This is a genomic window from Brevibacterium album DSM 18261, assembly GCF_000426445.1.
Lineage (GTDB): Bacteria > Actinomycetota > Actinomycetes > Actinomycetales > Brevibacteriaceae > Brevibacterium > Brevibacterium album.
Genome location: NZ_KE384526.1, coordinates 113,923 through 139,068 on the forward strand (window position 1 = coordinate 113,923; position 25,146 = coordinate 139,068).

The following is a 25,146-nucleotide window of genomic DNA, read 5'->3' on the forward strand; positions in this document are numbered from 1 at the left end:
ATGAGGACGGCACGCGAAGGATCGACAGCATGCAGCCCTGGAAGACGCCTCTCACTCCCCTGTCGTTCCTCGAGCGCTCCGCCCGGGTCTTCCCGGACCGTCCCGCCCTCGCCTACGGGGAGCGGACGTGGACCTATGCCGAGCTGTTCGCCGCGGTGGAGGAGCGGGCGCACGCGCTGCGGGCAGCGGGGATCCGCGCCGGCGACCGGGTGGCGTACATGCTGCCCAACGTGCCGGAGATGCTCATCAGCATGTACGCGGTGCCGCTCATCGGCGCGGTGCTGGTGCCCGTCAACACGCGCCTGGCACCGGAGGAGGTCCGGTACATCTGCGATCACTCCGCCGCGCGCATCCTCGTGATCGACACCGTGCTGTGGCCCGAGGTCACGGCGGTCGCGCCCGAGTTCGAGACCGTGGAGACGATCGTGCTCGCCGAGGACCGGGAGCACGCCGAGCAGCCTGCGCCTCGGGCCCATCCCGCGGGCACGCGTGTGGTGACGCTGGAGGAGCTGCTGGCCGGCGCCTCGGCGGAGGCCTCCTCCCTGCGCTGGGAGGTGGACGACGAGGAGGCCGTGCTCTCGATCAACTACACCTCCGGCACGACGGGCCGGCCCAAGGGCGTCGAGTACACGCACCGCGGGGCCTACCTCAACTCGTTCTCCGAGATCGTCCACTCCGGTTTCGGGCACGGGACGGCCTATCTGTGGACGCTGCCCATGTTCCACTGCAACGGCTGGTGCACGGGCTGGGCCGTCGCCGCGGCGGGCGGGCTCCAGGTGTGCCTGCGCGAGGTGCGCGGTCCCGTCATATGGGAGCTCATCGACCGCCACGGGATCACGCATCTCAACGGCGCGCCCACCGTCGTGACGACGATCATGGACGCCGAGGCCGCGCACGACCTCGACCGGCAACTCGTCATCACGACGGCCGCAGCGCCCCCGAGCCCGGCGATGCTCAAGCGCATGAGCGCGATGGGCTTCCGGATCGTGCACGTCTACGGGCTCACCGAGACGTACGGGCCCTACACCGTGGGCGAGTGGCAGGAGGGCTGGGCACAGCTGGACGAGGATGCCCGCGCCGCCCGGCAGGCCAGACAGGGCGTCGGCATGGTCACGGCGGAGCGGGCCCGCGTGGTGCGCACGGACGACGACGGCGAGGAGCTGGTCGATGTGCCCGCCGACGGCGTGACGATGGGCGAGGTCGTCATGCGCGGGAACAACGTGATGAAGGGCTACCACCGGGATCCCGAGGCCACCGCGAAGGCATTCGCGGGCGGCTGGTTCCACTCCGGCGACCTCGCGGTCATGCACCCGGACGGCTACATCGAGCTGCGGGACAGGGCGAAGGACGTGGTGGTCTCCGGGGGCGAGAACATCTCGACGATCGAGGTGGAGCAGGCGATCCTCGCCCATCCGGGGGTCGCGGACGTCGCCGTCGTGGGCGTGCCCGATGAGCGCTGGGGAGAGCGGCCCAAGGCCTTCGTGGTCCGGGTCGAGGACGCTGCGGTCACGGCCGAGGAGCTGCTCGAGTTCCTGCGCGAGCGCCTGGCCCGCTACAAGAGTCCGCGCGATGTGGAGTTCGTGCCGGTGCTGCCGAAGACTTCGACGGGCAAGATCCAGAAGCACGATCTGCGGGAGAGGGAGTGGGCCGGGCACGCCAGCCGCATCCAGGGGTGAGCGGCAGGGGCTGAGCGCCCCTAGGCACGGTCAGCGGTCCTGCCGCAGATCCCGCAGGACGTCCCTCGAATCCTCCGCGATGCGGATCGGATCCCAGGTGGGAATTCCATCACCCCTGTTCCCTCGCGGAGGACCGGGGAATCCTCGTCGGAGCTCGGGCGAGCGGCTCGACTCGCCGCGCACACCCCTGCGGGGAGGCGGGTGTCGAGCGCCCAGCTCAGCCGGAGGAGGGGCACGAAGAGGACGAAGGGAATGGTCGAGTACGTCATGTAGAGCATCGGCCCCCACACGGAGGAGCCCTGGAGGATCCGCCCGAAGACTGCACCGGTGCCGAGAACGCAGGGGACGGTGAGGGCCCAGGTGCCCCACGGCAAGAGGTTGCGCGTGAGGACGCAGATGCACGCTCCCACCGCCGACGGTGCCAGGAACATGGAGGCGACGAAGGCCAGATGGTCCCCGGCCATGATCCCCTCGCCGCGCAGGAGGGGCAGTACGCACGTCACGACCAGCGCGACCCCAGCGCCCACTGCCCAGAACGCACCCTCACGCATCGCCTTCGCCTCTTCCCGTTCGCTTCCTCATCTGTGGCTCATGCTCCCATGCCCGCCTCCCGCTGCGGCGTGCGGCCGCATCGCGGGAGCGCGCGTCCGGGCATCGCATCGCACTCTCTCCGTCCGTGCCCGCGGCGTTCCGTTCGCGTCCGCGGCTGCGCGTAGCCTGGTGGCATGATGAGCGACACCGCCTATGACATGCCCGGTATGCACGTCCGCGAGATCACCGTGGACGTCCCCCTCGACGCCGCAGCGCCGGCCCGCGGAACCCTCGAGGTCTTCGCCCGCGTCGTGACCGCCTTCGGCGGGGAGGATCGGCCCTATGCCGTCTACCTCCAGGGCGGCCCCGGCGTCGAGGCTCCCCGGCCCTCGCTGAGCTCCGCCTCACCCGTGTGGCTGCCCCGCGTGCTCGAGGACTATCAGCTCATCCTCCTCGACCAGCGCGGCACCGGCCGGTCCACGCCCATCGGCATGGACACCCCGCTGCCGGCCTCGTTCGCCCGCACTCCGGGCGTGCCGGCTCCGCGCACCCTCCGCGAGGCGAGCCCCGCAGACGCCGCGGAGTACCTCACCCACTTCCGGGCCGACGGCATCGTCCGCGACGCCGAGGCCGTGCGCGCGTTCCTCGGTGCGGAGACCCTCACCCCCATCGGGCAGTCCTTCGGAGGATTCACGACCCTCCACTACCTCAGCACCCGCCCCGACTCCCTCGCCGGGGCGATCTTCACCGGCGGCCTGCCCTCAGTCGACCGGACTCCCGCGGAGGTCTACGCGACCACCTGGGAGATCATGCGCGAGAAGACCCTCGCGCACTACCGGCGCTTCCCCGGCGACCGGAACCGCGTGGAGGAGCTGAGCGAGCTCGCAGCCGTCGGCGGGATCGTCCTGCCGAACGGAGATGCCGTCTCCCCCGCCCGCCTCCGTACGCTCGGGCACCTCCTCGGCGGCGACGGCGGCGCGGAGAGCCTGCACTGGCTGCTCGGCCTCGACCCGCAGAGCCACGCATTCCGCCACGACCTCGCCGGCGCGCTGCCGTTCCGCGGGCGCAATCCGCTCTACGCCGTCATCCACGAGTCCTCGATGTCCAACGGGCACACGACCCGCTGGTCCGCCGAGCGCTCCATGCCGGCAGACTTCCGCGACGATCCCACCCTGCTGGGCGGCGAGCACATCCACCCCGGCCTCTTCGCGGAGGACTCCGAGCTGCGCGAGTGGAAGGAGATCGCCGCGCTGCTCGCCGAGCACGAGTGGCCGGTGCTCTACACGGAGGAGGCGCTGCGCCGGGCAGAGGTGCCCGCGGCCGCCGCGGTCTACTTCCGCGACGCCTATGTCCCCGCAGCGCACTCCCTCGAGACCGCCGCGCTGCTGCCCCGTCTCACACCCTGGATCACGAGCAGCTGGGAGCACAACGGCATCCGTTCCTCCGGCACCGAGGTCATCAGCCACCTCATCGACCTCGTCCAGCACCGCCGGACAGCGTGAGCGGGACGGCCCGCGCCGAGCGGGCGCGCCTCACCCCTCCAGCAGGGAGGCCGCGAACTCCGCGGCCCCGGAGCGGGTGAGCGTGCCGTCCGGGAGGGTGAGGGCGCGTGCCTCCGGATCGCGGAACCGCGCCGGGACCGGCTCGATCCGCGCATCCCGCATCATCGCGTCGAGGCCGCGCGTGATGCCGCCGCCGAGGACGGCGACGTCCTCGAAGTGCGAGCGCACCCTGCGGACGGTCACCGTCACCGCGGGCGCGGCCGGAGAGGCGTCCGCGCCGTCCGAGACCTGCCCGCCGCGCGAGGCCGCATCGCCCTCGGGCGCGGGCAGGACGGTGAGGGTCTCGGAGCCGTAGGCGTCGAGGTCGATGCTGCCGGCCTCGTCCTGGAGCACCACCTCCAGGCCGATCCGCAGCCCCGCGAGGACGGCGAAGGTCCTCGCCGGCTCCGGCACCTGAGGCATGACGATGAGCGCCGTCGCACCGTCGGCGCCCAGCACCCGCAGGACCCCGCCGAGCTTCGCCACCCTGTCCAGCGCCTCGGCCCGGGTGATCTCCTGCGGCACGGAGAGCGCCGCGATGAGGCGCGGGTCGGTGACGGGCCGTCCCTCGAGCGTGGGCACCTCCGGTGCCGGAGCACGGAGCACCACATCATCGGCCCCGCCGAGTGCGATCGGGCGGTCGAGCAGATCGAAGGTCGAGTCCACGCTCAGTCCACGCTCGCCATGACCTCGACCACCCGGTCGATGAACGCGTCCACCTGGTCCTCGTCGTACGCGGCATCGCCCTTGCGCGTGCGGAACAGCACTCGCCGGACCTCGTCCACGCTCATGGGCTGGCCCTGTGTGAAATAGGCGTTGATGCGATCGCAGAGGGCGTCGACCTCGCCGATGTCGTAGCCCACCTCGCCCTTCGCAGCGGGGTTGAAGCGCTCGCCCGGCTCCCGCACGAGGCGTCCGCGCAGCGAGCCCGCCGCGCGCGTGAGCTCGTTGACCCATGCCTGCTCGCCGGACTGGGCGACCATGCGGTCGCGCGCCTGCTTGGCGAAGGCGTCCTCGAGCCGGTCGAGCGCGGCGTCCACGACGCCCACGTGGTAGCCCTTGCGCACGAGGTCGAAGCCGACGGTCCGCACCGCCCGCGCGTCCAGATCGCCCGGCTGCGGGTTCTCGCGGCTGAACGACTCGTTCGCGCGCTTGAAGAAGCTGTCGACCTGAGCCGGGTCGTATCCGGACTTCCATCCGGTCATGCGGGGGAAGTTGGTGTCCATTCCTCTCCTACTCCGTCTCTGCCACGGACGTCGCGAGCTGACCGCATGCGCCGTCGATGTCCTTGCCGCGCGTGTCGCGGATGGTGGTCGGCACGCCCGCCTCGCGGAGCACGCGCACGAACTCCGCCGCCACCTCGGGCTCCGATGCGGTCCACACCGACCCCGGCGTGGGATTCAGCGGGATCGGGTTGACGTGCACCCAGCCGCGCCCGCGCGCGTTGAGCTTCTTGGCGAGCAGCGCGGCCCGCCAGGCGTGGTCGTTCATGTCCTTGATGAGCGCGTACTCGATGCTCACGCGCCTGCCGGTCCGCTCGAAGTACGCGAATGCGGCGTCGATCGCCTCATCCGCGTTCCAGCGCGTGTTCACGGGGATCATCTCGTTGCGCAGACCGTCGTCCGGCGCGTGCAGGGACAGTGCGAAGGTGACGGGGATGTCCTCCATCGCGAGCTTGTTGATGCCCGGGACGAGCCCCACCGTCGAGACCGTGATGCGGCGCGCGGACATTCCGAGGCCTGCCGGCTGCGGCTCGGTGAAGCGGCGCACCGCATTCATCACGCGCTTGTAGTTGGCCAGCGGCTCGCCCATGCCCATGAAGACGATGTTGGTGACCCGCTCGGCTCCGGCAGGCGCCATCGCCGGGCCCGCAGGTGCCGCGGGCGCATCGGCCTCACCGGACTCGTCGCCGACCTCGGCGGCGACCTCGCCCAGCAGGTTCTCGTCCGGGCCCGAGGCCGCCGCGAGCTCGCCCGCCGCGATCGCCTGGTTGGCCCGCACCACCTGCTCGACGATCTCCGCCGCCGACATGTTGCGGGTCAGCCCCTGCTGGCCCGTGGCGCAGAAGGGGCAGTTCATGCCGCAGCCGCACTGCGAGGAGACGCACAGCGTGATGCGGTTCCGGTAGCGCATGAGCACCGACTCCACGAGCGAGCCGTCGAAGAGCCGCCACAGGAACTTGATGGTGTCGCCGTTGCCCGTGCGCAGCCGATGGACCTCGGTGAGCAGCGGCGGGAAGAACCGCGTCACGAGCTCATCCCGCCTGTCCTTCGGCAGATCCGTCATCTGCTCCGGGTCCGTGGTGCAGTGGGAGAAGTAGTGGGTGGAGAGCTGTTTGGCGCGGAAGCCGGGCAGCCCCATCTCCTTCACCGCGGCGATCCGCTCGTCCATGCTCATGTCCGCGAGGTGCTGCGGCGGCTGCTGGACCCGCGGACCGCGGAAGTCCAGCAGCGGCCGCCCGCCGCGTGTGGGCGTGCGCGAGGTCGTGCCGTCCTCGTGCTCGACGACGGGTCGGACCTGCTTCCGTGAGGAGGTCCGCTGGGGTGCCGTGGGTGCGCTCTTGTCTGCCATACTGCCCCCGATTATCGCATGCGCGCGCCTGAAAGGACGCTCAGCCGGTGATGAACCCCGGAAGGAAGGTGAACAGCACGAGGGCGACGGGCGCGGTCGGCAGGATCGAATCCAGCCTGTCCATAACTCCCCCGTGCCCCGGCAGCAGCGAGCCCATGTCCTTGAGGCCGAGGTCCCGCTTGATCATCGACTCCGAGAAGTCGCCCAGCGTGGCGAAGGCCGGGATGACGATGCCGAGGACCGCGCCGGTCCACAGCGGTGCCCCGAACGCCCAGTGGGCCATGCCCATGCCCACCGCCGTCGCCATGAGGGCCGAGCCCGCGAAGCCCTCCCAGGACTTCTTGGGCGAGATCTTCGGCGCGATGGGGTGCCGGCCCAGGAGCGTGCCGGCGATGTAGCCGCCGATGTCGCTGGCGACCACGAGCGCGAGGAAGCAGATGACGAGCAGATTGCCCGCATCGAAGCTGAGCAGGTGGACGACGAAGCTCGCCATCAGGCCCACATAGGTGAGCGCGAAGAGGCTCACGCACACGTCCTTGACTGCGTTGCCGCGGCGCTGCAGGTCCTCCAGCAGGGTGAACAGCAGGACCGCGCCGGCCCCGGCGGTGAACGCGACCCACAGGGCTTCGCGTCCGCCGAAGGCCGTCGCGATCACCATGCATCCGGCCGCGACGATGGTCGAGAACTTCGAGACGTGCGCACCCGCGTGCTTGAGCGCGTCGCCTAGCTCCCACGTCGCCAGGCACACGCCCACGAGCACGATGACGACGAAGGACGGCGGGTAGAGGATGAGCGAGGTGAGCACTCCCCCGCCCAGAATCGCCCCCACCCCGATCGCGGCGGGCAGATTGCGTCCTGCTCTGCCGTAGTCCTTCGCCTCGGAAGCGGGCGCGGAGGCGGCCTCGGAAGCAGGAGGGCCGGCGTGCGGTGGCGGATCCGCCGGCCGGGGCGGGGTCGCGAGCGCCGGCTGTCCCGGTTCCCCGTGTGCGGCCTCGAGGCCGGCGAGGTCGAGGGCGGCGGTCACCGGGCCCATCGGCCGGTAGGGGTCCCAGCCGGCGTCGAGCCGGAGCGCGCCGTCGGGATCCACCGGGGAGGCGAACGAGGCGAACACGTCCGCCGAGGCGGACGCTCCCGAGGCCGGTGCGAGCGATGGGCCCGGAATCGGTGCCACCGCGACCATCTGGGCGGCTGCGACCGGCGCGGGAGGATCGGCGGGCTCGCGCGGGACAGCCTCGAGCGGAGAGCTCTCCGGTGCCGGACCGGGCGCGCCTGCGGCCATCTCGGCCCGCGCGCGCCGCAGCAGCTCCTCCGGAGCCAGGGGCCCCTCTCCAGCCGCTCGCGCCTCCTCCTCGAGCCGCCGCAGCTGGCGGCGGCTCGGCAGGGGCGCAGCGCTCGCGGGCGAGTCCGAAACGGTGTCAGTCACGTACGCCTCAGACCTCGAGCAGCTCCGCTTCCTTGGCGTCGAGCAGCTTGTCGATGCTCTCGACCTTGGACTTGGTCAGCTCGTCGAGCTCCTTGATGCCGCGGTCGACCTCGTCCTCACCGGTCTCGCCGTCCTTGGCCATCTTCTCGAGCGCGTCCTTCGCCTTGCGCCGGATGTTGCGGATCGCGACCTTGCCGTCCTCCGCCTTCGTCTTGACGATCTTCACGTACTCCTTGCGGCGCTCCTCCGTGAGCTGCGGCAGGACCACGCGGATGATGTTGCCGTCATTGGCCGGGTTCGCGCCCACATCCGAGTTGCGCAGGGCGTTCTCGATCTCACCGAGGGCGCTGCGGTCGTAAGGGGTGATGAGAAGGGTGCGGGCCTCGGGGACCTGGAAGGAGGCCAGCTGCTGCAGGGGCGTGGGCGCGCCGTAGTAGTCGACCTCGATGGAGGCGAAGAGGGCGGGGTTCGCACGGCCGGTGCGGATGTTGCCGAACTCCTCCTGCGTCGCCTCGATCGTCCGCTCCATCTTCTGGCCCGCTTCCGCGAGAGTCTCCTGGATCACTGTGTCCTCGTCTCTGCCGTGGTGGCTGTCTCGTGCCGGCTGGGGCAGCGGCCGGTGTCCGCCGCGTCCCGGCCATTCTATTGCGTGCAGCACCCTCCCACCGCCTCGGGCGGGGACGGGTGCCGGCCGCCCGCCCTCAGGCGGTGACGATCGTCCCGATGTTCTCCCCGGCGATCGCGCGCGCCAGGTTGTCCTCGCCCTCCATCCCGAACACGCGCATGCGCTGACCGTTGTCCATGCAGAGGGAGAACGCGGTGGCGTCGACCACCTTGAGGCCGCTCACGAGCGCCTCCTGGTAGGTGATCGAATCGAGCTTGACGGCCTCCGGGTTGGTCCGCGGGTCATCGGAGTACACCCCGTCCACGCCGTTCTTGGCGATGAGGACCTCATCCGCGTGGATCTCGAGGGCGCGCTGGGCGGCGACGGTGTCCGTCGAGAAGTACGGCATGCCCGCGCCCGCACCGAAGATCACGACGCGGTTCTTCTCCATGTGGCGGATCGCACGACGCGGGATGTAGGTCTCCGCGACCTGGGACATGGGGATCGCGGTCTGCACCCGCGTGTCCACATCCGCCTGCTCCAGGAAGTCCTGCAGCGCAAGGCAGTTCATGACGGTGCCGAGCATCCCCATGTAGTCGGCGCGCGTGCGATCCATCCCGCGAGAGGACAGCTCCGCCCCGCGGAAGAAGTTCCCGCCGCCGACGACGATGCTCACCTCGACCTCGGGCACGACGCTGGCGATCTGCTTGGCGACGCCGGAGACGACATCGGGGTTGACGCCCACGGAGCCGCCGCCGAACACCTCGCCCGAGAGCTTGAGGAGCACGCGGCGGCGCTCGGTGCGCAGCGACGGCGCGCAGGCGGCGCTGGAGGCGGGAGTGGCGTTCTCGGACATGTCTGCAGTCTCCTGGCATGCGGTGGGCGGTAGCGGACCGCCGTCGATTCTACCCAGATGCCGCGCACCCGCCGTCCAGGAACGCCTGCCGGATGCGGACGAACGCCGAGAGCGGCATCCCGACCGGGATGCCGCTCTCGATGGACCCGCCGGCACCGCCCGCAGGCGGTGCCGGGGAATCAGGCTCCGACGCGGAAGCGCAGGAAGCCTGTGGCCTTCACGCCGCCCTCTTCAAGGACGGAGGCCACGGACTTCTTGGGCTCCTTGGCGAAGCCCTGGTCGAGGAGGCAGTTCTCCTTGAAGAAGCCGTTGACCCGGCCCTCGACGATCTTGGGCAGCGCCTGTGCGGGCTTGCCCTCGTTGCGGGCCGTCTCCTCGGCGATCGCGCGCTCCTTCTCGACGAGCTCCGCGGGCACCTCCTCGCGGGAGAAGTACTTGGGCGCCAGGGCCGCGATGTGGACGGCCACATCGTGCGCGACCTCGGAGTTCTCGCCCTCGTATGCGAGCAGCACGCCGACCTGCGGGGGCAGGTCCTTGTTCGTGCGGTGCAGGTAGGACTCGACGGCCCCGCCCTCGATGCGGGCGACGCGCTTGAGCTCGACCTTCTCGCCCAGCGCCGCACCGCCCTCGGTGATGATCTGCGAGACCGGCTTGCCGTCGACCTCGGTGGCCAGCAGCGACTCGGCGTCGGCGGCGGAGTGCTCGACCGCGAGGGCGAGGATCTGGTTCGCGAGCTCGATGAACTTGTCCGACTTAGCGACGAAGTCCGTCTCGGAGTTGAACTCGATGATGGTTCCGACGCCGCCGTCCACGTGCGTGGCGACGAGACCGTCGGAGGTCGCGCGGCCCTCGCGCTTGGTGGCGCCCTTGAGGCCCTTCACGCGGAGGATCTCGGTCGCCTTCGCCTGATCGCCGTCGGCCTCGTCGAGAGCCTTCTTGACGTCGAGCATGCCGGCGCCGGTCTTCTCGCGGAGTTCCTTGATGTCAGCTGCGGTGTAGTTGGCCATACGCTCTCCTTCAGTTGGGAGGGTGGTTCCCGGCCGCCCTCCTGTGGGAGGGCGGCCGGGCAGGGGGACGGATCAGGCCTCGGTCGCCTCGGCGGCCGGAGCGGCCTCGGCGGCAGCGGCCTCGGGTGCCTCTGCGGACTCGGCGGCAGGCGCCTCGGCGGTCTCGCCCTTGCCCTCGAGGAGCTCGCGCTCCCACTCCGGCAGCGGCTCGACGGCGGAGACGTTCTTCTCGCCGCCGGCGTCCACGCCGTGGCGGACGATGAGGCCCTCGGCCACGGCGTCGGCCACCACGCGGGTCAGCAGGTTGACGGAGCGGATCGAGTCGTCGTTGCCCGGGACCGGGTAGGTGACCTCGTCCGGATCGCAGTTGGTGTCGAGGATCGCGATGACCGGGATGCCCAGCTTGCGCGCCTCGTCGACCGCGAGGTGCTCCTTCTTCGTGTCCACGATCCACACCGCCGAGGGGGTGCGCTGCATGTCGCGGATGCCGCCGAGGGTGCGGTCGAGCTTCTCCAGCTCACGGCGGAGGAGCAGCAGCTCCTTCTTCGTGTACATCGAGCCGGCGACGTCGTCGAAGTCGATCTGCTCGAGCTCCTTGAGCCGCGCGAGGCGGCCGGAGATGGTCTGGAAGTTGGTGAGCATGCCGCCCAGCCAGCGCTGGTTGACGTAGGGCTGGCCCACGCGCTTGGCCTGCTCGGAGATGGCCTCCTGGGCCTGCTTCTTGGTCCCGACGAAGAGGATCGAGCCGCCGTGGGAGACGGTCTCCTTCACGAACTCGTAGGCCGAGTCGATGTAGCCCAGCGTCTGCTGGAGATCGATGATGTAGATGCCGTTGCGCTCGGTGAAGATGAAGCGCTTCATCTTCGGGTTCCAACGGCGGGTCTGGTGTCCGAAGTGGACGCCGCTGTCGAGCAGCTGGCGCATTGTGACGACGGCCATGCCGACGCCTCCTTCCATGCGCACCACGGATGTGCGTGCGCACCTGTCGGGCTGACACCCTGGTGGTCGCAGATGCGCGCCTGCCCCTGTGGACGGATTCGGGCATGTCTGCCGTCACCCGTCCGAGCCTGTGCGCACACGCGGGCCCCGAGGGGCCGTCAGCGTTTGCGGTTCATGCCTGGCATCCGCGGACCTCACCGGCGAACACGAGGTTCGCACCGTCGGCCCGGTCCGTGTGTGAGCGGATGCGCGAAGTCAGCACCGGTCCGGACGGTTCGCCCTCCCGAGCCGGAGCTCAGGACTCTGAATGAGGACTCCGAGCTCAGGCGCCCGGCCTCCCGTACACGGACACAGTGCCGCTGGGAGCAGTCTAGTGCCGCCGGGGCGGTCCCGCCAATCGCAGTCCGACGACGCACCGACCGCCCTGCGCACTCGACCTGGGGAAAGGCCTGCAGTCCATGCGCACGTCGCCCTGTGGATGCCGCAGGCCCCGTCCACAGATCCGGACGGGGCCTGGCGGAGCTCCCGCCGCGGCGGTTCCCTGGCCGCATGAACGCAGACACGGCATCAGCAGGGGGACCTGCGGCACGCGCCCGGAGCGGAAGGCGTCCGAGGCCCGGCGGGACGCACTCTCGGAGCGGAGAGCACCCGGGAGCCGCCGGGGACGATGAGGCGGTCGACCGGGCGGGCCGGGCGGGCCGGGCGGGCCGGGCAGGCCGGGCAGGCCGGGCGGGCCGGACGGCGGACCGCAGGGCACTCCTGGGCACCGGCTCGGAGGGCCGGAGCGCGGACGAGGCGAGCCTCGGCCGGAGTGCCGCTCGCGCCGCCGCGATGCTCGCGGCGGCCGCCTTCGCCCTCGCACTGAGCGCACCTCTGGGCACGGTGCCCGCAGTCTCGGCAGTGCCGCCCCCTGCCGGCCGCACGGCACCGGCACCGACGCCGGCACACATAGTCTCCGCACCGCCCGCGCCCGCCGGAGGGAGCCTCACCGCGCAGGTCTCCGCCCTCGCCCGTCCCATGCCTCAGTCCGTTCCCCGCACCTGGCTGCCGCCGGTCCCCGGCGCTCGTGTGGTGCGCGGCTTCGACCCTCCCGAGGAGGACTGGCACAGCGGGCACCGGGGCGTCGACCTCGAGGCCCTGAGCGGCGAGGCGGTGCGCGCTCCGGCCGCCGGCACGGTCCGCTTCGCCGGACCGGTCGCGGGCAGACCCGTGGTGAGCATTCTCGCGGACGGCTGGATCGTGAGCATGGAGAGCGTCGATGCGGAGGTCGAGGAGGGACAGCCTGTCGCCCCGGGGCAGCGGATCGGCACGGTGTCCGATCCGCCCCACTGTGCGGACGGCTGCCTCCACGTCGGCGTGCGGAGAGACGATGGGACGCGCAGGTACTGGGATCCCCTGGCCTTCTTCGGCGGACCGGACGTGATCCTCCTGCCCGCCGCCGAGGCCCCTGCCGAACTGCCCGATGTCCCGCCGGACGCCCAGCGCAGCGGCGCCGGCCCGTGGGGCGGGCATCGGAACGGGCGGATCCCGCTCATCGCCATGTGCCCCCTGGAATCCGCGCCCGGACACCGGCTCCGCTGCGATGCCGCACGCGCCTTCGATGCGCTCAGCGCGGCGTTCGCCCAGCGCTTCGGCACTCCCGTCTCAGTGACGGACGCCTACCGGGACTACGAGACGCAGGTGGTGCTGAAACGGCGCAAGGGCAGGATGGCTGCGACGCCGGGCACGTCGAACCACGGCTGGGGCCTCGCCGTCGACCTGGGCAGCGGTGTGAACCGGTTCGGGACGGAGCAGCACGCCTGGATGCGGCAGAACGCCCCGCGCTTCGGCTGGATCCACCCCGCCTGGGCACGGCAGGGCGGATCGCTGCCCGAGGCCTGGCACTGGGAGTACGCGGCCGGTCCGGGATGAGGCCCGGATGCAGGGCCACCTCAGGCGCGCGGGTGCAGTGCACATCAGGCACGCGGGTGCAGTGCACATCAGGCACGCGGGTGCGCCTGCTCGTACACCGCGGCCAGCCGGGACAGGGAGACGTGCGTGTAGATCTGGGTCGAGCTGAGAGCCGCGTGCCCCAGCAGCTCCTGCACCTGGCGGATGTCGGCGCCGTTCTCCACCATGTGGGTCGCCGCGGAGTGTCGCATGCCGTGCGGGGAGAGCTCCGGCGCGCCCGGCACCGAGGCCGTGAGCCGGTGCACGATCCGCCTCACCTGCCGGACGTCGATCCGCCCGCCGCGCACCCCCAGGAAGAGGGCCTGCCCCGACCGCGCTTCCGCGAGGGCGGGGCGGCCGGTCGCGAGCCAGCGGGCGAGCGCCTCGGCGGCCGGCGTCCCATAGGGGACCCTGCGCAGCTTTCCGCCCTTGCCGAGCACCGTGAGCAGCCGCGCGCTCTCGTCGATGTCGCCGAGATCCAGTCCCGCCAGCTCGGAGACCCGGATCCCGGTGGCATAGAGAAGTTCGCCGACGGCTGTGTCGCGCAGGCTCTCCGCTTCCTGCCGCGGATCCCCTCCGGTGCTCTCGGCCTCCTCCCCCGTCCGGTCCGGGCCCTCAGCGCCCGCATCGAACACCTTCGCGGCCTGGTCCTGCTGGAGCACACGGGGCAGGCGGCGCGGCTTCTTCGGGGTGCGGAGGCGCACGGCGGGGTCGGCCGCGATCCTGCCGGTGCGCAGGCAGAACGCGAAGAAGCGCCGGACCGCGGCGACCCGGCGGGCCACCGACGACGGCGCGGCACCCTCGCCGGCCATCCCGAGCACCCAGGTGCGGAGATTCCCGGCCTCGATGCGGGCGAGCGGCAGGCCCGCCTCCTCGCTCTCGTCCTCCAACCCCGAGAGCAGCGCCGCGACATCGCTCAGATAGGCCCGGCGCGTGTGAGGGGAGGCGCCCTTCTCCAGCCGCAGGTGCTCGTCGAAGGCCTCGAGGGCATCGCGGTACTCGGCACTGCGCAGCGCGGCCGCGAGGGGCGGGAGCGATGCCGGTCGGGAGGCGGACATGGGACCAGAATAGGACTCGCCTGCGAGGCAGTGAACGCGACGCGCGCTGTGCTCGGCAGGCAGCGCAGGGCTCCCACGCACGCGCACATCGCACGCCGCAGGTCGCCTCCCCTCGGAGCGCCTTCCCGCAGATCGTCGCATCTGGGTAGGTAGACCGGTCGGGCTATCTGTGATTGGCTGAATCCGACACCGCCCGCCCGCAGAACGGAGCCGCCATGCACATCCCGCAGAGGGCCGACGCGCACGCGCCGTCGGCCCGCACATCGGCGAGGGAGAAGCTGCTGGATGCGGCGATGAGCCTCTTCTACAGCGGCGGCATCACCAGCACTGGGATCGACGCGATCATCGCGCGGGCCGGAGTGGCGAAGAAGAGCCTGTACAACAACTTCGCCTCGAAGGACGAGCTCGCCGCCTCCTACCTCCGCGCCCGGCACGAGGAGTGGCTCGGCCTCCATGCCGCCCGGAGCGCACACGCAGATGGACCGGTCGGCCAGGTGCTCGCCGTCTTCGACGCCTATCTCGATCATGCGCAGCTCGCCTACGAGAACGGCTTCCGCGGCTGCGGGCTGCTCAATGCCGCGGCGGAGCTGCCCGCCGGCTCCCCCGGACGCAGAGCTGTGCGCGAACACAAGGAGGAGGTCGAGCAGATCCTCCTCCGCGCCCTGCGCGCCCTGGACCGCATCGATGCCGAGGAACTCGCCGAGCACTTCTCGTTCCTCCTCGAGGGCGCGATGAGCCGCGCGGGACTTGAGGGGACGCCTGCCCGTCTCGATCGGGCTCGTGCGATCGCGGCGGGCATGCTCGGAACGGCGGGCGACGACCCCTCTGCGACCGCTGGGCCCGGAACCGCGGATGCGCACACGACTGCAGGGGTGCCCACGCCTGCGAAGGCGCACGCGGAGACGCACGGAGAGAGCATGCGCGCATGAGCCGCGGACCGCTGCTCGGCGTCCTCGCCGTCACCGTGACCTCCGTGCTGTGGGGCACCACCGGAACCGCCGCGACCTTCGCCCCGGAGGCCGGTCCCCTCGCGATCGGCGCTGCCGCCCTCGGCATCGGGGGCCTCCTGCAGGCCGCGATCGCGGTCCCGGAGCTCTGGCGCAGCCGCACGCTCCTGCGGCCCCGCCGCGCGCTCGTCCTGCTGGGCGCACTCGCCGTCGCCGTCTACCCCCTCGCCTTCTACAGCTCCATGCACCTGGCGGGCGTGGCGATCGGCTCCGTCGTCTCGCTCGCCTCCGCACCGCTGGCCTCCGGCGCCCTCGAGCGCATCGTCGAGGGACGCGCGCTGAGCCGCTGGTGGATGCTCGCCGCCGGGCTCGGGATCATCGGCAGCGTGCTGCTGTGCGTCTCCGCCCTCGGCGACGATACGGCGGATCCCCGGCACCTGGTCCTCGGCATCACTCTGGGCCTCGTCGCGGGCGCCTCCTACGCCCTCTTCTCCTGGGTCGCCCAGCGCCTCATGCGCACCGGGGTGGCCCGAGGCGCCGCGATGGGAGCCGTGTTCGGCCTCGGCGGCACGTTCCTCCTCCCGGTCCTCCTGCTCACCGGAGCACCGCTCATCGCCTCCTCCCAGGCCGCCCTCACCGCCGGCTACATGGCGCTCGTGCCGATGTTCCTCGGCTACCTCCTGTTCGGCTACGGCCTCACCAAGGTCGCGGCGAGCATGGCCACGACGATCACTCTCACGGAGCCCGCCGTCGCCGCGGTGCTGGCGGTCCTCGTCGTCGGCGAGCGCCTGAGCGCGCTCGGATGGACCGGCCTCGGCGTGCTCGCGGCGGTGCTCGCCGTCCTCGCCGTGGCCCCCGCCAACGCGGGCAGCGGCGAAGCCGGAGGGGCGAGAACCGGGCGAGCGGGAATCGGACCCGCTGGAACCAGACCAGCCGAGGCGGGACCCGGGCGGACAGAACGCGGAGTGACGGACCTCGATCCGGCCGATGCGACGCGGCCTGCCTCTTCAGGTGCCGATGCAGTCGACGTGGAATCGCTCACCCCCTCCGCTTCGACCACCCGCGGGCGGTCTTCTCCGCGTGCCCGCTGAGTTCGAGTGAGGCGAGGGCGGACATCGCCTGAGGCATCGCGAGACCCGCTCTCGCCGCGAGCGTGGGCACATCCGCACCCCGCCGCACCGGGAGCGCGGAGTAGATCTGAAGCTCGGCGGGGCCCAGGCCGTCGGTGAGCCGGAGCTCGCCCTGGCCACCCGAGGCATCCGAGGCATCCGAGCTGCCCGCCCCACTCGCGCCGCCGCCCTCGTCCTCGCTGCGGCTTCCGCACTCTCCACGAGCCGCCTGCTCCATCGCCTCCCCCAGGCTGCCCGCGAGAGCGAGCGCGTCCTCGGCCCGCACGACGAGCACCGCGGCACCCTCCTGGATGAGCCGATGGCAGCCTGCCGAGTGAGCGGCCATGACCGAGCCCGGCACCGCGCCCACCGGCCGCAGGAGCTCGGCGGCCCGGCGGGCGGTGTTGAGCGCACCCGAGCGGTGTCCGGCCGCCGTCACCAGGGTCGCTCGTGCGGCTGCCGCGATGAGGCGGTTGCGCAGCAGGAAGCGGTGCCGCATGGCCGTCTGCCCCGGTGCGGATTCGGAGACGATCACGCCCCTCTCGGCGATCCGGCCCAGCAGCTCCGCATTGCCGCGGGGGTAAGCGCTGTCCGCTCCTCCCGCCATGAACGCCGCCGTCACGCCGCCTGCTGCCAGGGCCGTCCTGTGGGCCGTCGCGTCCACACCGTACGCACCCCCGGAGACCACTGCGTGCCCGGCGGCGGCCAGATCCCAGGCGAGCTGCCGGGTGACGGTGAGCCCGTAGGAGTCCGCGGCACGGGCGCCCACGACCGCGATCGACCGGGACAGGGCCTCGGCCAGCGGCAGCGGTCCCCGCGCCCAGAGGGCGAACGGCGCCTGAGCGCCGAGATCGTCGACGCCGCCCGGCCACTCCGGATCGGAGGGGAGGACGAGCCGCCCGCCCAGCTTCGCCATGACGCGCAGATCCCGTTCCGCGTCGAGCTCGCGGAACCGCACACGCCAGCGGTCGTGGGCGGCGCGCACCCGTGCGCGCAGCGGTCCCGCGTCGTCCTCCGTCTCCGACAGCGCCTCCACCACCGCGTCTGCCGCCCGCCTGCGGGCGCCTGCCTCGCGGCTCAGGGCCAGTCCGTGCGCCTCCTCGAACCCGCAGGCGCGTACGAGCGCTCCCAGGAGGGCATCCCCCGGCTCCGCCATCCGCACGAGGTCCGCCGCGGCCCTCCGCTCCGCCTCCGCACTGCCCATCGTCCTCACCCTTCCTGCGTCCGCATGAGCAGCGCCGCGCCGAGCTCGTCCGCGCCCGGCCGCTCGGTGCCGGCGAGGTCCGCGATGGAGGCGGCGATCCGCACCACCCGGTCATAGCCGCGCATCGACAGCGCCCCCGTCTCCAGCGCCCTGTCCAGCACCCGCGTCTCCGCGGCGGAGAAGGCGAAGGCCCTGCGCAGCCAGGCCCCCGGCGCCCTCGCATTGGTGCTCCAGGGCATGTCCGCGTACCGAGCCGCCTGCGCCTCCCTGGCGCGGACGACCCTCCGGGCCACCTCCTCCGAGGACTCCCGCGGGATGGGCGCATGCACGTCCGCCGGCGTCACCGGCAGCATCTCCAGCCTGATGTCGACCCGGTCCAGGAGCGGACCGGAGAGCCTGTCCCGGTACCGCCGCTTGTCCGCGGGCGTGCAGCGGCATGCCGAGTCCGGCCCGAGGCCCGCACCGCAGGGGCAGGGGTTCGCCGCCATGACCAGCTGGAACTCCGCCGGCAGCGTGACCGAGCCCCAGGCGCGCGACACCCGGCACCAGCCGGACTCCACCGGTTCCCGCAGCGCCTCGAGCACATCGCGGGAGAACTCCGGGGCCTCGTCCATGAACAGCACGCCTCGATGCGCACGGGAGAACACCCCCACCATGTTGGGGCGCGAGCTGCCCAGCATCGCCGCGGCCGTGGTGCGATGGTGCGGGGTCTCGAACGGCGGCAGCGCCGATGCCGTGTCCTCCCGCGTGAGCGTCCCGGCCAGCGAACGCAGTGCCATCACCTCGACGGCCGCGGGAGGATCGAGCGGCGGGAGGATCCCCGGCAGACAGCTGGCGATGAGCGTCTTCCCGGCACCGGGCGCTCCCATCATGAGGAGATGGTGTCCGCCGGCCGCCGCGACCTCGAGCGCGAAGCGGGCGTCGTCCTGCCCCTGCACCTCGGACAGGTCGTGGATCTGCGGCCGCGGCGCGTGCCGCACCGGGTGCGGACGCACGGCCTCCGCGGGTGCGGGCCTGATGTCCTTCGCTCCCAGCGTCACCGCGCAGTCGGCGAGGCTCACCGCAGGCACGATCTGCGCACCCGGCACCATTCCCGCCTCCTCCGCGCAACCGGCGGGCACCACGAAACGGCGGAAGCCGGCGCGCATGCCGGAGACCACGGTGGGCAGGACCCCCGGGAACGGCAGCACCCTGCCGTCAAGACCCAGCTCACCGCAGAACACGGCGCCCCGGACCGCGGCCGGATCGAGGCATCCCTCCACCTCAAGGATCGCGACGGCGATCGCCAAGTCGAAGCCCGTGCCCACCTTGCGCACGCTCCCCGGCGCCAGCGAGACCGTGTACCGCAGCGTCTGGATCGTCACGCCCATGTTGTGCAGCGCCGCGCGGATGCGCTTGCGGGACTCGCTCACCGCCGCATCCGGCAGCCCCACGATGTCGATGCCCGGAATGCCGGCGTTCGCGCTCGCCTCCACGACGACCGGCGTGCCGTCGAGGCCCGCGAGCGCGATCGCCTCCGTCCGGCCGATCCTCCTGGTCCGCGCCTCGGACGGCGCCCGCCCCTCCGGGAGCGCGGTCGCGGGCAGTGCCTCCGGATCGGAGGCCGCCGTACTCATGACAGCCCTCGCAGGTGGGTGAGCTCCGGCTGGCCGTCCGGCGGCCACACGATCCCGATCACGTCGATGCGGAACTGCGGGATCCACTGCGGCTGCTCGGCGAGCCATGCCCCCGCGAGCGTGCGCAGGGTCCGGCGCTTGCGCGCGCCGATCGATTCGAGCGGATGGCCCGAGCGCAGACTCGACCTCGTGCGCACCTCGACGAACACGACGGTGGGGCCGTCCGGCTCCTCCGCCACGATGTCGATCTCACCGTGCCGGCACCGCCAGTTCCGTGCGATGATCCGCCAGCCGGCGGCCCCGAGTCGGTCGGCCGCGAGGTCTTCGCCGCTGCTTCCCAATGACTGTCTGGACATGGGCCCATGACAGCCGCCGCCGTCCTCACGGACAAGGCCCGCCCCAGAGCTGTGGACGGCCGAGGACGATCCACAGGACGGATGTGCGCACGGACGCGTCTTCCCGCAGGGCTCCTGTGACCTCGGGCAGCCCGCCCGCGCCGCGACCGCCGAGCCCCCGCCGGAAACCGGCAGAACGGGCAACGGCATCGCGCAGTCGGCACGGGGGCGGTCGGCAGACGACCCGAGGACAGGCGCAGCCGACGCACTCCCGTACGCCGCAGTCCACAGATCATGTACGCACCGGTGCCGCGCTCAGGCCGTCACGGAGCCGAGAGCACGGCCGTCACGGAGATCGGAAGCGCAGTCCTCGCAGAGCCATGGGCATCATCGCCCCGGGGTCGCGGCCCTCGCCCTCACGGGGCGCGCCTTCAGCAGGACGAGCGCTCAGCCCTCACCGGCGGAGCGCCGTGGGCGGCTCCAGATCGGATTTCGCGAGCTCCTCGATGTTCACGTCCTTGAACGTGAGCACGTGCACGTTCGTGACGAACCGCGCAGAGCGGAACGTGTCCCACACCCAGGCGTCCTTGAGCGTGAGCTCGAAGTAGACGTCGGTGCCCGCCTCATGCGCCTTGAGATCGACCGCGTTCGCGAGATAGAAGCGCCGATCGGTCTCGACCACATAGGTGAAGAGCCCCACCACATCACGGTACTCGCGGTAGAGCGCCAGCTCCTGATCCGCCTCGTAGTCCTCCAGGTCCTCTGCACTCATGGCGTCATCCTAGTTCCCGGCTCACACGCCGAGCGACCAGGAGGTCCGGTGGTGCGGGCTCACGCCGAGGGCCGCGATCGCCTCCCGGTGCGCGGCCGAGCCGTAACCGGCGTTCGAGGCCCAGCCGTAGCCCGGGAACTCTGCATCGAGCCCCCGCATCCGCGCGTCCCGGTCCGTCTTCGCGAGGATGCTCGCGGCCGCGATCGTCGCGATCCGCCCATCGCCCTTGACGAAGGTGCGCACGGGCGGCACCTCGATCTCGGCGGCATCGCCGAAGACGAGGGCGGCATCCAGGGTGAGCGGGGCCGAGAGCCAGTCGTGGCTGCCGTCGAGCAGCACGAGGTCCGCGGGCCCGTGCACCGCGAGCGCGGCCAGCGCCCGCCTGCCCGCGAGACTGAGCGCGAGCGTGATGCCCACCGCGTCGATCTCGGCCGCCGAGGCGTAGGCCACCGCATGCTGCGGGCGCCAGCGGGCGACCGCCTCGGCCAGCGCCGTGCGCCTGCCGGCGGGCACCTGCTTGGAGTCGCGCAGACCCTCCGGGATCTGCATGAGCTCGCCCTCGAGCGCCGGACCACCGGCGTCCTGACCGACGGCGGGCGCCAGCGCCTCCGCCACGGCCCAGCGCACTGCACCCACGCCCACCGGACCGGCGAGCGAACCGCGGCCCACCTCGTCCATGCCGATGAGCGCCCGGACGCCGGAGAACGCGGCCTCCGCCTCGGTCTCCAGCGTGCGGATGCCCTCAGCCGGCCGCCGCTTCGCCGTCACGGCTCCGACACCTCGGAGAGGGAGGGGAGCCCCTCGGAGCCGGAAGCTCCGCCGCTCCCGGTCCCGCGGCCGTCAACGGCCTCCCCGCCGTCACCGGCCTCGGGCACTCCCTCGAAGGTCGGCTCGGCACCGCCCATCCACGTGAATCGGTCGAACGGCCAGTTGAGCACGAAGACCTCCCCGACCACATCGCCGGCGGGAATGAACGCGCCGCCCGCGGAGAGCTCGTTGTAGCGCGAGTCGAGCGAATTGCCGCGGTTGTCGCCCATGACCCAGAAGTGGTCCTCCGGCACCGTCACCGCGAATTCGACCTCCGACGGCGCCGTCCCCGGTGAGAGGTAGTCCTCGTCCAGCGGCTCGCCGTTGACCAGGATCCGCCCCTGCGCATCGCAGCATTCGACGGTGTCCCCGCCCACTCCGACCACGCGCTTGATGAGCTGGCTGCCGGCGTCAGCGGGCTGCAGTCCGAGGAACACGAGCACCGGATTGGGCTGGTACTGGGCGACGAGGCTGGGCGGGAGCCAGCCACCGGGGTCGTCGAAGACGATCACATCGCCGCGCTCGAGATCGTTGAAGAACAGCTGGTTGACCATCACCCTGTCGCCGATCTGCAGGGTGGGCTCCATCGAGGCGGAGGGGATGTGGAAGCTCCGGACCACGAATGCCTTGAGCAGATAGGAGGCCAGCAGCGCCACGAGGATCACGACCGCGAACTCGCGGATCACCTTCCACACCGGCTTCCTCGTCCTGGTGCCGTGCTCTCTCGTCTGCTCGTCGCTGCTGTCCACGGGGAGCAAGTCTATCCGCGTTCAGCCTTCGCCCATGACGGTGCCGATGATCCGCTCCTCCCTGATCATCCCGCCGCCCGGGCGTCCCAGCAGATCGCGGGAGTCGAAGGAGTCTCCGCGGTTGTCCCCCATCAGCCATACCCGCCCCGCGGGGACCTCGACGGCGAAGTCCGCGGCCGAGGCGCGCGCTCCGGGTTCGGCCAGGTACGGCTCCTCGAGGGGCTCGCCGCCCACCAGCAGGCGCCCGCGCGCATCGCAGCACTCGACCGTGTCTCCGCCGACCCCGATGACGCGCTTGACGAAGTAGACGTCCCGCGGGCCGATGCCGAACCAGGAGCCCAGCTGTTCGCCCGCCGTGGGAGGCAGCGCACCGATGAAGGAACCGCGCCCGTCCACGACCACGAGGTCGCCGCGCTCATAGGTCCGCAGGATCCCGTCGGCCCGCCAGACGCGGATGCGGTCACCGGGTGAGAGCGCGGGCTCCATCGAGGCGCTCGGCACCGTGAACGGCTGAACCACGAGGCCCCGCAGCGCGCCTGCCAGCACGAGGGGGAGGCCCAGCACGCACAGCGCGAGGAGGCCCAGCCTGCGGAGACGACGGGCCCGTGCCTGCCGGTCGCGGCTGTCCCGGGCACCCTCGGGGTGAGGCCCCCCGGGTCCCCTCGAAAACGCGCGTGGGCGCGACCCGGAGGTCGCGCCCACGCGTGCGCCGCGGTCCGCGGCGCCGCCGATGCTCGGCATGGGGTCATCCCCGCCTCGGCGGGAGGCTCAGCGCTTCTCGCGGATGCGAGCCGCCTTGCCGCGCAGGCTGCGCAGGTAGTACAGCTTCGCACGGCGCACAGCACCCCGGGTGTTGACGGCGATGGCCTCGACGATGGGCGAGTGCACCGGGAAGGTGCGCTCGACGCCCACGCCGAAGCTGATCTTGCGGACCGTGAAGGTCTCGCGCACGCCGTGGCCCTGGCGACGGATGACGACGCCCTTGAACACCTGGATGCGAGAGCGGTTGCCCTCGACGACGCGGACGTCGACGGACACGGTGTCACCGGCGCGGAACTCCGGGACATCCGACTTGAGCGACTTCGCGTCGAGGAAATCGAGCTTCTGCATGATGTTTCTCCTGATCACCCGCCCCGGGTCGATGCGATCTTCCAGATTCGGCCCCGCGGGAACCGCGGGGTGCGATGGATTCGTCCGCCCGGGGGCGCCCACGGGGAGCGCACCGCCGCGAGGTGTCCGATCCCCCAGGGCAGAGGGACACCAGCGAACGCAAGGTCCGATTCTGCCAGATCGCAGCGGACCGTTCCAATCGGCCGCCCCACCCCGCGCGACCGCCCGGCGCGCCGGTGCGGACGCCGCATCGGCTCCGTCCCCGGATCATCCGGGCGCGGTCTCCTCACGCTCCTCAGTGAGGGCCGCAAGCACCCGGCGGTCGTGCGCATCGAGGACCCCGGCGGGCAGTGCGGCGAGCAGGTCCGGCCGCACCCGGGCGGTGCGCCGCAGCCGCTCATCGCGCCGCCAGCGCGCGACCTTCCCATGGTCGCCGCTCAGCAGCACGGGCGGGACCTCGTGACCGCGCCATTCTGCCGGCTTCGTGTACACGGGGTACTCGAGCAGGCCGTCCTCGTGGCTCTCCTCGTCGAGGCTCTCGGGGTTCCCGATCACACCGGGCAGCAGCCGGGCGATCGCCTCGACCATGACCATGACCGCGACCTCGCCGCCGTTGAGCACGTAGTCGCCGATGCTCACCATGCGCACCTCGGCGCGCTCGGCCGCCCAGTCGATGACCCGATGGTCGATGCCCTCGTAGCGCCCGCAGGCGAACACGAGGTGCTCGCGCGCGGCGAGCTCGCGCGCCGTCGCCTGGGTGAAGACCTCGCCCGCGGGGCTCGGGACGATGAGCACGGGAGCGGCCGGAGGCCTCGCGTGCGAGGCGACCGGAGCCTCCGCGCCGGCCCCCAGCACGTGGTCGAGCGCCTCGCCCCACGGCTCGGGCTTCATGACCATGCCGGCGCCCCCGCCGTAGGGCGTGTCGTCGACGGTGCGGTGCCGGTCGTGCGTCCAGTCGCGCAGGTCGTGCACTCCGAGGTCGAGCAGTCCCTTCTCCTGAGCCCGGCCGATGAGGCTGAGCTGCAGGGGCGAGAGGTACTCGGGGAAGATCGAGAGGACGTCGAGGCGCATCAGGCGCGGTCCTCCGCGTCCGCGCCCCCATCCGGGAGGAGACCGGGAGGGGGCGTGAGGAGCACGATCCGCGCCTCCGTGTCCACGACGGGCACGATCTCCTCGACGAAGGGGACGAGCGCCTCCTCCCCGGCCGTCGTCTCGATGTGCAGGAGATCCTGCACCGCTCCGACCGTGAGGTCCGTGACGGTGCCGATGAGCTCGCCCGCCGCATAGGCCGGCTCATCGTCCTCCGCGGGACCGCCGTCCGCAGGCCCCGCCTCCTCCACCGCATGGTGCACCGCAAGACCGATGAGCTCCTCGACCTGCCAGGCATCGTCCTCGGAGCCGGCGTCCTCGTCATCGACGAGCAGGAGGGTGTTGCGGATCTCCTCGGCCCGGGTGCGGTCGGCGATCTCCGCGAAGGTGAGCATGAGGCGGTCGCGGTGCCAGCGCGCCCGTTCGAGTGTGAGCGGCCCGATGTCCGGCTCGGTCGCGAAGACGGCGCCGGGGACGAAGCGCGCATCCGGGTCGTCCGTGCGCACCTCGACCGTGACCTCCCCGCGAATGCCGTGCGGTCTGCCCGTGCGCGCTGCGATCTGGCTCATGCCTCTTCTCCGTCCTGTGTCGCCGGTTCGATGACGATGCCGTCCTCGTCCGCCCAGAGGCGGGCTCCGGGGGTGATCGCCACGCCGCCGATCTCCACCGGGACGTCCACCGCACCGGCCCCGTCCTTCCGGCTCTTGCGCGGGTTCGAGCCCAGCGCCTTCACGCCGAGGTCCAGTCCGCCGATCTCCGCACGGTCGCGCACCGCACCGTGGATGACGACGCCGGCCCAGCCGTTCCCGGCCGCAGCCGCTGCGATGTTCCCGCCCATGAGGGCGCTGTCGAGGGCACCGCCGCCGTCGACCACCAGCACGCAGCCGCGGCCCGGTGCGGCCGCCATCTCCTTGACCAGCTGGTTGTCGCCGCGGCAGAGGACCGTGCGCACGGGTCCTGAGAACCGCACGCGGCCACCCACGTCCTGGAACTGGACCGCGAGGGAGACGAGGTCCTCGCCCCGTTCGTCCCACAGGTCCGCTGTCGCCACCCCGGTCATATTCTCCCCCTGCTCGCATCGTCCCGGTGCAGATCGCACCCACCGTCGTCCCGACGGGCATCGGCGTCCATTCTCCCCCACTCACCGCCTGCAGGCGCACCGCCTGGACAGCACCTCTCCTCCGCTGTGCGGCCGCAGCTCCATGTCAACGCTCCGGCTCCGATCGGACAGGCAGCCTCCGGATCACGGAGAAAGCTCCACGTCTCTCCGCCT

Annotated in this window: 26 protein-coding genes; 5 read left to right on the forward strand and 21 right to left on the reverse strand. The window is 71.9% G+C overall.

Annotated elements, in window-relative coordinates; genetic code table 11:
- Nucleotides 1-29: 29 nt before the first annotated feature.
- Nucleotides 30-1,676 (forward strand): long-chain-fatty-acid--CoA ligase, encoded by a 1,647-nt coding sequence (locus tag K318_RS0113950; RefSeq protein ID WP_029089932.1) that lies wholly within the window; start codon nt 30-32, stop codon nt 1,674-1,676.
- A 20-nt stretch (nt 1,677-1,696) separates the two neighbouring features.
- Here K318_RS0113950 and K318_RS0113955 read toward each other — a convergent pair whose 3' ends face one another.
- Nucleotides 1,697-2,227, reverse strand: a complete 531-nt coding sequence (locus tag K318_RS0113955; RefSeq protein WP_029089933.1) for a hypothetical protein — start codon at nt 2,225-2,227, stop codon at nt 1,697-1,699.
- A 174-nt stretch (nt 2,228-2,401) separates the two neighbouring features.
- Here K318_RS0113955 and K318_RS0113960 point away from each other — a divergent pair, with 174 nt between their 5' ends.
- Nucleotides 2,402-3,709: an alpha/beta fold hydrolase gene (locus K318_RS0113960; RefSeq protein ID WP_156914031.1), complete on the forward strand. Its 1,308-nt coding sequence runs from the start codon at nt 2,402-2,404 to the stop codon at nt 3,707-3,709.
- 30 nt (nt 3,710-3,739) lie between these two features.
- Here K318_RS0113960 and K318_RS22090 read toward each other — a convergent pair whose 3' ends face one another.
- The 8 genes from K318_RS22090 to rpsB all read right to left on the reverse strand — a co-directional run bounded on the left by K318_RS22090 (nt 3,740) and on the right by rpsB (nt 11,148).
- Nucleotides 3,740-4,414, reverse strand: a complete 675-nt coding sequence (locus K318_RS22090; RefSeq protein ID WP_051298044.1) for a hypothetical protein — start codon at nt 4,412-4,414, stop codon at nt 3,740-3,742.
- 2 nt (nt 4,415-4,416) lie between these two features.
- A complete protein-coding gene (locus tag K318_RS0113970; RefSeq protein WP_029089935.1) occupies nt 4,417-4,974 on the reverse strand; it encodes a DivIVA domain-containing protein in 558 nt (185 codons plus the stop codon).
- Nucleotides 4,975-4,981: 7 nt separating this feature from the next.
- Complete coding sequence (gene rlmN / locus K318_RS0113975; RefSeq protein ID WP_029089936.1) at nt 4,982-6,319, reverse strand: 23S rRNA (adenine(2503)-C(2))-methyltransferase RlmN; 1,338 nt, start codon at nt 6,317-6,319, stop codon at nt 4,982-4,984.
- Nucleotides 6,320-6,359: 40 nt separating this feature from the next.
- Entirely contained in the window at nt 6,360-7,742 is a 1,383-nt protein-coding gene (locus K318_RS22095) for a phosphatidate cytidylyltransferase (protein ID WP_245579915.1), read from the reverse strand.
- 7 nt (nt 7,743-7,749) lie between these two features.
- The gene (gene frr, locus K318_RS0113990) at nt 7,750-8,307 is read right to left on the reverse strand and encodes a ribosome recycling factor (RefSeq protein WP_029089937.1); all 558 of its coding nucleotides are present in this window, start codon (nt 8,305-8,307) and stop codon (nt 7,750-7,752) included.
- A gap of 136 nt (nt 8,308-8,443) precedes the next feature.
- Nucleotides 8,444-9,202 carry a UMP kinase gene (pyrH, locus tag K318_RS0113995; protein WP_029089938.1) on the reverse strand — a complete coding sequence of 253 codons (759 nt, stop codon included), beginning with the start codon at nt 9,200-9,202 and terminating at the stop codon, nt 8,444-8,446.
- A gap of 179 nt (nt 9,203-9,381) precedes the next feature.
- Entirely contained in the window at nt 9,382-10,209 is an 828-nt protein-coding gene (gene tsf, locus K318_RS0114000) for a translation elongation factor Ts (RefSeq protein WP_029089939.1), read from the reverse strand.
- Between the two features lie 72 nt (nt 10,210-10,281).
- Complete coding sequence (rpsB, locus tag K318_RS0114005; RefSeq protein WP_029089940.1) at nt 10,282-11,148, reverse strand: 30S ribosomal protein S2; 867 nt, start codon at nt 11,146-11,148, stop codon at nt 10,282-10,284.
- Nucleotides 11,149-11,697: 549 nt separating this feature from the next.
- Between rpsB and K318_RS22100 the strand changes: the two genes are divergently transcribed.
- Nucleotides 11,698-13,059 (forward strand): D-alanyl-D-alanine carboxypeptidase family protein, encoded by a 1,362-nt coding sequence (locus K318_RS22100; protein ID WP_245579916.1) that lies wholly within the window; start codon nt 11,698-11,700, stop codon nt 13,057-13,059.
- Between the two features lie 68 nt (nt 13,060-13,127).
- Here the strand turns inward: K318_RS22100 and K318_RS0114015 are convergent, their stop codons facing one another.
- Nucleotides 13,128-14,135, reverse strand: coding sequence for a tyrosine recombinase XerC (locus K318_RS0114015; protein WP_084500237.1), 1,008 nt, complete (start codon nt 14,133-14,135; stop codon nt 13,128-13,130).
- Nucleotides 14,136-14,350: 215 nt separating this feature from the next.
- On the opposite strand from K318_RS0114015, the gene K318_RS22105 reads away from it, so the two are divergent.
- Together K318_RS22105 and K318_RS22110 are read left to right on the forward strand one after the other, a co-directional pair.
- Complete coding sequence (locus tag K318_RS22105) at nt 14,351-15,064, forward strand: TetR family transcriptional regulator (RefSeq protein WP_084500239.1); 714 nt, start codon at nt 14,351-14,353, stop codon at nt 15,062-15,064.
- Nucleotides 15,061-16,173, forward strand: a complete 1,113-nt coding sequence (locus K318_RS22110; RefSeq protein ID WP_084500241.1) for an EamA family transporter — start codon at nt 15,061-15,063, stop codon at nt 16,171-16,173. Before K318_RS22105 ends, K318_RS22110 begins: the two co-directional genes overlap by 4 nt.
- Here K318_RS22110 and dprA read toward each other — a convergent pair.
- The 11 genes from dprA to rraA all read right to left on the reverse strand — a co-directional run bounded on the left by dprA (nt 16,121) and on the right by rraA (nt 24,933).
- Complete coding sequence (gene dprA / locus K318_RS22115; protein ID WP_035282109.1) at nt 16,121-17,395, reverse strand: DNA-processing protein DprA; 1,275 nt, start codon at nt 17,393-17,395, stop codon at nt 16,121-16,123. The two genes, K318_RS22110 and dprA, sit on opposite strands and share 53 nt — an antisense overlap.
- 5 nt (nt 17,396-17,400) lie before the next feature.
- Nucleotides 17,401-19,011 carry a YifB family Mg chelatase-like AAA ATPase gene (locus K318_RS0114035; RefSeq protein ID WP_084500243.1) on the reverse strand — a complete coding sequence of 537 codons (1,611 nt, stop codon included), beginning with the start codon at nt 19,009-19,011 and terminating at the stop codon, nt 17,401-17,403.
- On the reverse strand, nt 19,008-19,367 hold the full coding sequence (locus K318_RS0114040) for a YraN family protein (protein ID WP_029089943.1): 360 nt from the start codon (nt 19,365-19,367) through the stop codon (nt 19,008-19,010). Before K318_RS0114040 ends, K318_RS0114035 begins: the two co-directional genes overlap by 4 nt.
- 433 nt (nt 19,368-19,800) lie before the next feature.
- Nucleotides 19,801-20,118 (reverse strand): DUF2469 domain-containing protein, encoded by a 318-nt coding sequence (locus K318_RS0114045; protein ID WP_029089944.1) that lies wholly within the window; start codon nt 20,116-20,118, stop codon nt 19,801-19,803.
- A gap of 21 nt (nt 20,119-20,139) precedes the next feature.
- Complete coding sequence (locus K318_RS0114050) at nt 20,140-20,886, reverse strand: ribonuclease HII (RefSeq protein WP_245579917.1); 747 nt, start codon at nt 20,884-20,886, stop codon at nt 20,140-20,142.
- Complete coding sequence (gene lepB / locus K318_RS22120; RefSeq protein ID WP_245579918.1) at nt 20,883-21,674, reverse strand: signal peptidase I; 792 nt, start codon at nt 21,672-21,674, stop codon at nt 20,883-20,885. Before lepB (K318_RS22120) ends, K318_RS0114050 begins: the two co-directional genes overlap by 4 nt.
- A gap of 21 nt (nt 21,675-21,695) precedes the next feature.
- Nucleotides 21,696-22,415 carry a signal peptidase I gene (gene lepB / locus K318_RS22125; RefSeq protein WP_084500247.1) on the reverse strand — a complete coding sequence of 240 codons (720 nt, stop codon included), beginning with the start codon at nt 22,413-22,415 and terminating at the stop codon, nt 21,696-21,698.
- A 27-nt stretch (nt 22,416-22,442) separates the two neighbouring features.
- A complete protein-coding gene (gene rplS, locus K318_RS0114065) occupies nt 22,443-22,784 on the reverse strand; it encodes a 50S ribosomal protein L19 (RefSeq protein WP_029089946.1) in 342 nt (113 codons plus the stop codon).
- A 267-nt stretch (nt 22,785-23,051) separates the two neighbouring features.
- On the reverse strand, nt 23,052-23,855 hold the full coding sequence (gene trmD / locus K318_RS0114070) for a tRNA (guanosine(37)-N1)-methyltransferase TrmD (RefSeq protein ID WP_029089947.1): 804 nt from the start codon (nt 23,853-23,855) through the stop codon (nt 23,052-23,054).
- Nucleotides 23,855-24,442 carry a ribosome maturation factor RimM gene (locus tag K318_RS0114075; protein ID WP_029089948.1) on the reverse strand — a complete coding sequence of 196 codons (588 nt, stop codon included), beginning with the start codon at nt 24,440-24,442 and terminating at the stop codon, nt 23,855-23,857. Before K318_RS0114075 ends, trmD begins: the two co-directional genes overlap by 1 nt.
- Nucleotides 24,439-24,933 (reverse strand): ribonuclease E activity regulator RraA, encoded by a 495-nt coding sequence (rraA, locus tag K318_RS0114080; RefSeq protein WP_029089949.1) that lies wholly within the window; start codon nt 24,931-24,933, stop codon nt 24,439-24,441. The genes K318_RS0114075 and rraA overlap by 4 nt, the downstream gene beginning before the upstream one ends.
- Nucleotides 24,934-25,146 lie beyond the last annotated feature (213 nt).

Coding starts and splice junctions, on each gene's coding strand:
- K318_RS0114045 (WP_029089944.1), bottom strand. CDS start 20,118: ATGAGTGCAGAGGACCTGGAGGACTACGAGGCGGATCAGGAGCTGGCG.
- rlmN (WP_029089936.1), bottom strand. CDS start 6,319: ATGGCAGACAAGAGCGCACCCACGGCACCCCAGCGGACCTCCTCACGG.
- pyrH (WP_029089938.1), bottom strand. CDS start 9,202: ATGTCCGAGAACGCCACTCCCGCCTCCAGCGCCGCCTGCGCGCCGTCG.
- rplS (WP_029089946.1), bottom strand. CDS start 22,784: ATGCAGAAGCTCGATTTCCTCGACGCGAAGTCGCTCAAGTCGGATGTC.
- K318_RS0114015 (WP_084500237.1), bottom strand. CDS start 14,135: ATGTCCGCCTCCCGACCGGCATCGCTCCCGCCCCTCGCGGCCGCGCTG.
- K318_RS0114040 (WP_029089943.1), bottom strand. CDS start 19,367: ATGTCCAGACAGTCATTGGGAAGCAGCGGCGAAGACCTCGCGGCCGAC.
- K318_RS0113960 (WP_156914031.1), top strand. CDS start 2,402: ATGATGAGCGACACCGCCTATGACATGCCCGGTATGCACGTCCGCGAG.
- K318_RS0114035 (WP_084500243.1), bottom strand. CDS start 19,011: ATGAGTACGGCGGCCTCCGATCCGGAGGCACTGCCCGCGACCGCGCTC.
- tsf (WP_029089939.1), bottom strand. CDS start 10,209: ATGGCCAACTACACCGCAGCTGACATCAAGGAACTCCGCGAGAAGACC.
- dprA (WP_035282109.1), bottom strand. CDS start 17,395: ATGGGCAGTGCGGAGGCGGAGCGGAGGGCCGCGGCGGACCTCGTGCGG.
- lepB (WP_084500247.1), bottom strand. CDS start 22,415: ATGCCGAGCATCGGCGGCGCCGCGGACCGCGGCGCACGCGTGGGCGCG.
- K318_RS0114075 (WP_029089948.1), bottom strand. CDS start 24,442: ATGAGCCAGATCGCAGCGCGCACGGGCAGACCGCACGGCATTCGCGGG.
- K318_RS22110 (WP_084500241.1), top strand. CDS start 15,061: ATGAGCCGCGGACCGCTGCTCGGCGTCCTCGCCGTCACCGTGACCTCC.
- K318_RS22105 (WP_084500239.1), top strand. CDS start 14,351: ATGCACATCCCGCAGAGGGCCGACGCGCACGCGCCGTCGGCCCGCACA.
- K318_RS22100 (WP_245579916.1), top strand. CDS start 11,698: ATGAACGCAGACACGGCATCAGCAGGGGGACCTGCGGCACGCGCCCGG.
- rpsB (WP_029089940.1), bottom strand. CDS start 11,148: ATGGCCGTCGTCACAATGCGCCAGCTGCTCGACAGCGGCGTCCACTTC.
- K318_RS0113950 (WP_029089932.1), top strand. CDS start 30: ATGCAGCCCTGGAAGACGCCTCTCACTCCCCTGTCGTTCCTCGAGCGC.
- K318_RS0113970 (WP_029089935.1), bottom strand. CDS start 4,974: ATGGACACCAACTTCCCCCGCATGACCGGATGGAAGTCCGGATACGAC.
- trmD (WP_029089947.1), bottom strand. CDS start 23,855: ATGCGCCTCGACGTCCTCTCGATCTTCCCCGAGTACCTCTCGCCCCTG.
- rraA (WP_029089949.1), bottom strand. CDS start 24,933: ATGACCGGGGTGGCGACAGCGGACCTGTGGGACGAACGGGGCGAGGAC.
- K318_RS0113955 (WP_029089933.1), bottom strand. CDS start 2,227: ATGCGTGAGGGTGCGTTCTGGGCAGTGGGCGCTGGGGTCGCGCTGGTC.